The sequence below is a fragment of the Ruegeria sp. MALMAid1280 genome, from assembly GCF_049195285.1.
Classification (GTDB): Bacteria; Pseudomonadota; Alphaproteobacteria; order Rhodobacterales; family Rhodobacteraceae; genus Ruegeria.
Genome location: NZ_JBMIRT010000021.1, coordinates 1 through 4,506 on the forward strand (window position 1 = coordinate 1; position 4,506 = coordinate 4,506).

At 64.1% G+C, this 4,506-nt stretch carries 3 protein-coding genes; all 3 read left to right on the forward strand.

Features of this window, described 5'->3' with window-relative positions:
• On the forward strand, nucleotides 1-1,083 hold a 1,083-nt coding region (gene gcvT / locus ACOQFT_RS00270), incomplete at its 5' end, for a glycine cleavage system aminomethyltransferase GcvT (RefSeq protein WP_421596072.1).
• Nucleotides 1,084-1,101: 18 nt separating this feature from the next.
• Entirely contained in the window at nucleotides 1,102-1,467 is a 366-nt protein-coding gene (gcvH, locus tag ACOQFT_RS00275; RefSeq protein WP_421596073.1) for a glycine cleavage system protein GcvH, read from the forward strand.
• A 182-nt stretch (nucleotides 1,468-1,649) separates the two neighbouring features.
• Nucleotides 1,650-4,505 (forward strand): aminomethyl-transferring glycine dehydrogenase, encoded by a 2,856-nt coding sequence (gene gcvP, locus ACOQFT_RS00280; protein WP_421596075.1) that lies wholly within the window; start codon nucleotides 1,650-1,652, stop codon nucleotides 4,503-4,505.
• Nucleotide 4,506: the final 1 nt, after the last annotated feature.

The following is a 4,506-nucleotide window of genomic DNA, read 5'->3' on the forward strand; positions in this document are numbered from 1 at the left end:
AAGCGCACGCCACTCCACGCGTTGCATGTTGAGTTGGGCGGCAAGATGGTTGATTTTGCGGGTTGGGAGATGCCTGTTCAGTATCCTTTGGGGATCATGGGCGAGCATAAGCAGTGCCGAGAGAAGGCGGCGGTGTTTGATGTGAGCCATATGGGTCAGGTGATCCTGCGGGGCGAGAATGTGGGTGAGAAGCTGGAAGCTTTGTGCCCGCAGGCCTACGCGACGCTGAAGGAAGGCAAGGCGCGGTATGGGTTTTTCACCAACCCGGAAGGCGGGATCATGGATGACCTGATCGTGTCGAACGCGGGGGATCATTATTTCGTCGTCGTGAACGCGGCACTGCGGCATCAGGACATTCCGCATATGCAGGCCAATCTGGACGGGGTTGAGGTGACCGAGATCTTCGACCGGGCGCTGGTTGCGGTGCAGGGTCCCAAGGCCGAGGATGTGGTGGGCGCGCTGTGCCCCGCCGCCCGTGACCTGACCTTCATGGAAACCACCGTGGCCAATATCCTGGGCACCGAATGCCGCATCTCGCGTCTGGGCTATACCGGCGAGGATGGCTACGAGATCTCGATCCCCGAGGACAAGGCGATTGAGATCACCCGCGCGTTTCTGGCGCATGAGGATTGCGAGCCGGCGGGCCTGGGCGCGCGCGACAGCCTGCGGCTGGAGGCGGGTCTGTGCCTCTATGGCAATGACATCGATCAGAGCACCTCTCCGATTGAGGCCAGCCTTGGCTGGGCCATCCAGAAACGCCGCAAGGAAGAAGGCGGTTTTCCGGGTGCGGATCGCGTACAAAAGGAACTGGCCGAGGGTCCGGCGCGCAAGCTGGTGGGCATCAAACCGACAGGCCGCGCCCCCGCGCGTCAGGGCGTCGAGGTGCAATGCCTTGAGGGCAATACCATTGGCCAGATCACCTCGGGCAGCTTTGGCCCCACGGTCGGCGGCCCGGTGGCGATGGGCTACGTGGCCGCAGGCCATGGCGAGCCGGGCGAGACGGTCAATCTGATCATCCGGGGCAAGGCGCAACCGGCCGAGATCGTGGCGCTGCCCTTCGTCACACAGAATTACAAGCGTTGAAGTCAGGAGAGAGACACCATGGCAACCTATTATTCCGAAGAGCATGAATGGCTGACCGTCGAAGGCGACACCGCCACGCTGGGCATCACCGCCCACGCCGCCGAGCAGCTGGGCGAGGTGGTCTTTGTCGAGCAGCAGGACGTGGGCGAGGAATTTGCCAAGGACGGTGAGATCGGCGTGATCGAATCCGTCAAGGCCGCGTCCGAGCTGTATGCGCCGGTCGATGGCGAGATCACCGAGGTCAACGAGACGCTGGCCGACAACCCCGGCGCGCTGAACGAAGACCCCGAGGGCGAGGCCTGGATCTACAAGATCAAGATCACGGATGCATCGCAGCTTGAGGATCTGATGGACGAGGCCGGCTACAAAGCCTTCATCGGTTAAGACCCGGCGGCGGGTCCTTGCGCGGATCCGCCTCTTCATCTTTCACTCGGAGCCGCTGATTTGGGGCTCCGCCCGTTCGGGCCTGAACCTGTCCCCCGGACAGTTTCCAAGACGGCCCTTACCCCCCGCCGGAGGCATCCGCCAGACCGGCTGGCCGAGACATTCCTTGAGGAGCGCAACACATGGCCTTCAAACTGACCGACTACGAAGCCTATGACTTCGCCAATCGCCGCCACATTGGCCCGTCGCCCACCGAGATGCGCGACATGCTCAAGGTGATCGGCTTCAAGACGCTGGACGAACTGATCGACGCCACCGTTCCCCCGGCGATCCGCCAGAAGGATCCGCTGGACTGGGGTCCGGCGATGACCGAACGGGATGCGCTGTTTCACATGCGGCAGGTGGCGGGCAAGAACAAGGTTCTGACCTCGCTGATCGGCCAGGGCTATTACGGCACCACCACCCCGGCGCCGATCCTGCGCAACATCCTGGAAAACCCGGCCTGGTACACCGCCTATACGCCCTATCAGCCCGAGATCAGCCAGGGCCGGCTTGAGGCGCTGTTGAACTTCCAGACCATGGTCAGCGACCTGACCGGGCTGGACGTGGCCAACGCCTCCCTGCTGGACGAAGCCACCGCCGCCGCCGAAGCGATGGCGATGGCCAAGCGCGGCGGCCGGTCCAAGGCCAATAACGCGGCCTTCTTTGTTGACAAGAACTGCCACCCACAGACCATCGCGGTGATCAAAACCCGCGCCGAGCCGCTGGGCATCGACGTGCAGGTGGGCGATCCCGACAGCCTGGACGCAGGCGCGGTGTTTGGCGCGATCTTCCAATACCCCGGCACCCACGGCCATGTGCGCGACTACACCGCCGAGATCGCGGCGCTGCACGAACATAAAGCCATCGCCATCGTCGCCGCCGACATCCTGTCGCTGGCGCTGCTGAAGTCACCGGGCGAGATGGGCGCGGATATCGCCATCGGCTCGACCCAGCGCTTTGGCGTGCCGATGGGCTTTGGTGGCCCGCACGCCGCCTATATGGCGACCACCGACAAGCTGAAGCGCTCGATGCCGGGCCGGATCATCGGTGTCAGCATCGACAGCCGCGGCAACAAGGCCTACCGGCTGTCGCTGCAGACCCGCGAGCAACACATTCGCCGCGAGAAGGCCAATTCGAACGTCTGCACCGCGCAGGCGCTGCTGGCCGTCATTGCCTCGATGTATGCGGTCTATCACGGCCCCGACGGCATCAAGGCCATCGCGCAGTCGGTGCACCGCAAGACCTCGCGCCTGGCGGCTGGTCTGGAAGAGGCGGGCTTCTCGGTCGAACCGGAAGTGTTCTTCGACACCCTCACCGTCGAGGTCGGCCACCTGCAAAATGTGGTGATGGAGGCCGCCGTGGCCCGTGGCGTCAACCTGCGCAAGGTCGGCGACAGCAAGGTGGGCATCAGCCTCGACGAACAGACCCGCCCCGAGACCATCGAGGCGGTCTGGGGTGCCTTCGGCATCGACCGCACCGATGACAGCTCGAACAAGCAGTACCGCCTGCCGGACTATGCGCTGCGCGAGACGCCCTATCTGACCCACCCGATCTTCCACCAGAACCGGGCCGAGGCCGAGATCACCCGCTATATGCGCCGTCTGGCCGACCGCGACCTGGCGCTGGACCGGGCGATGATCCCGCTGGGGTCCTGCACCATGAAGCTGAACGCCACGATCGAGATGATCCCGGTCACCTGGCCCGAGTTCTCCAACCTGCACCCGTTTGTGCCGCAAGATCAGGCGCAGGGCTATCACGAGATGATTGCCGACCTGAACGACAAGCTGTGCCAGATCACCGGCTATGACGCGATCAGCCAGCAGCCCAACTCGGGCGCGCAGGGCGAATATGCAGGTCTTCTGACCATCCGCAACTATCACTTCGCCCGCGGCGAAGGGCACCGCAATGTCTGCCTGATCCCGACCTCGGCGCATGGCACCAACCCGGCCTCGGCGCAGATGGTCGGCTGGCAGGTTGTGCCGGTGCAGTCGGATGACAAGGGCAACATTGACCTGAACGACTTCCGCGCCAAGGCGGAAAAGCATTCGGATCATCTGGCCGCCTGCATGATTACCTACCCCTCGACCCATGGCGTGTTCGAAACCACCGTGCAGGAGGTCTGCCAGATCACCCATGATCACGGCGGTCAGGTCTATATCGACGGCGCCAACATGAACGCCATGGTGGGTCTGGCCCGTCCGGGCGATGTGGGCGGCGATGTCAGCCACCTGAACCTGCACAAGACCTTCTGCATTCCGCATGGCGGCGGCGGCCCCGGCATGGGTCCGATCGGCGTCAAGGCGCATCTGGAAGAGCACCTGCCCGGCCACCCGGAATACGGCACTGCCGTGGGTCCGGTCTCGGCCGCGCCCTTCGGCTCGCCCTCGATCCTGCCGGTCAGCTGGGCCTATGTGCTGCTGATGGGCGGTGCGGGTCTGACCCAGGCGACGAAAGTGGCGATCCTGAACGCCAACTACATCGCCGCGCGTCTGAGCGAGGCCTACCCGATCCTCTACACCTCCGAGACAGGCCGGGTGGCGCATGAATGCATCCTCGATACCCGCCCGCTGGACGAGGCCGCCCATGTCAGTGTCGATGACATCGCCAAACGTCTGGTCGATTCAGGCTTCCATGCGCCCACCATGTCCTGGCCGGTGGCCGGTACGCTGATGGTGGAGCCGACCGAGTCCGAGCCGCAGGCCGAGCTGGACCGCTTTTGCGACGCGATGCTGTCGATCCGGGCCGAGGCGCAGGACATCATCGACGGCAAGATCGATGCGGAAAACAACCCGCTGAAAAACGCCCCTCACACGGTGCGCGATCTGGTCGGCGACTGGGACCGCCCCTACACCCGCGAGCAAGCCTGCTTCCCGCCGGGCTCGATGGGCGTCGACAAATACTGGTCCCCCGTCAACCGCGTCGACAACGCATACGGTGACCGAAACCTCGTCTGCACATGCCCCCCAATGGACGCATACCAAGACGCAGCTGAGTGAA

Coding starts and splice junctions, on each gene's coding strand:
- gcvP (WP_421596075.1), top strand. CDS start 1,650: ATGGCCTTCAAACTGACCGACTACGAAGCCTATGACTTCGCCAATCGC.
- gcvH (WP_421596073.1), top strand. CDS start 1,102: ATGGCAACCTATTATTCCGAAGAGCATGAATGGCTGACCGTCGAAGGC.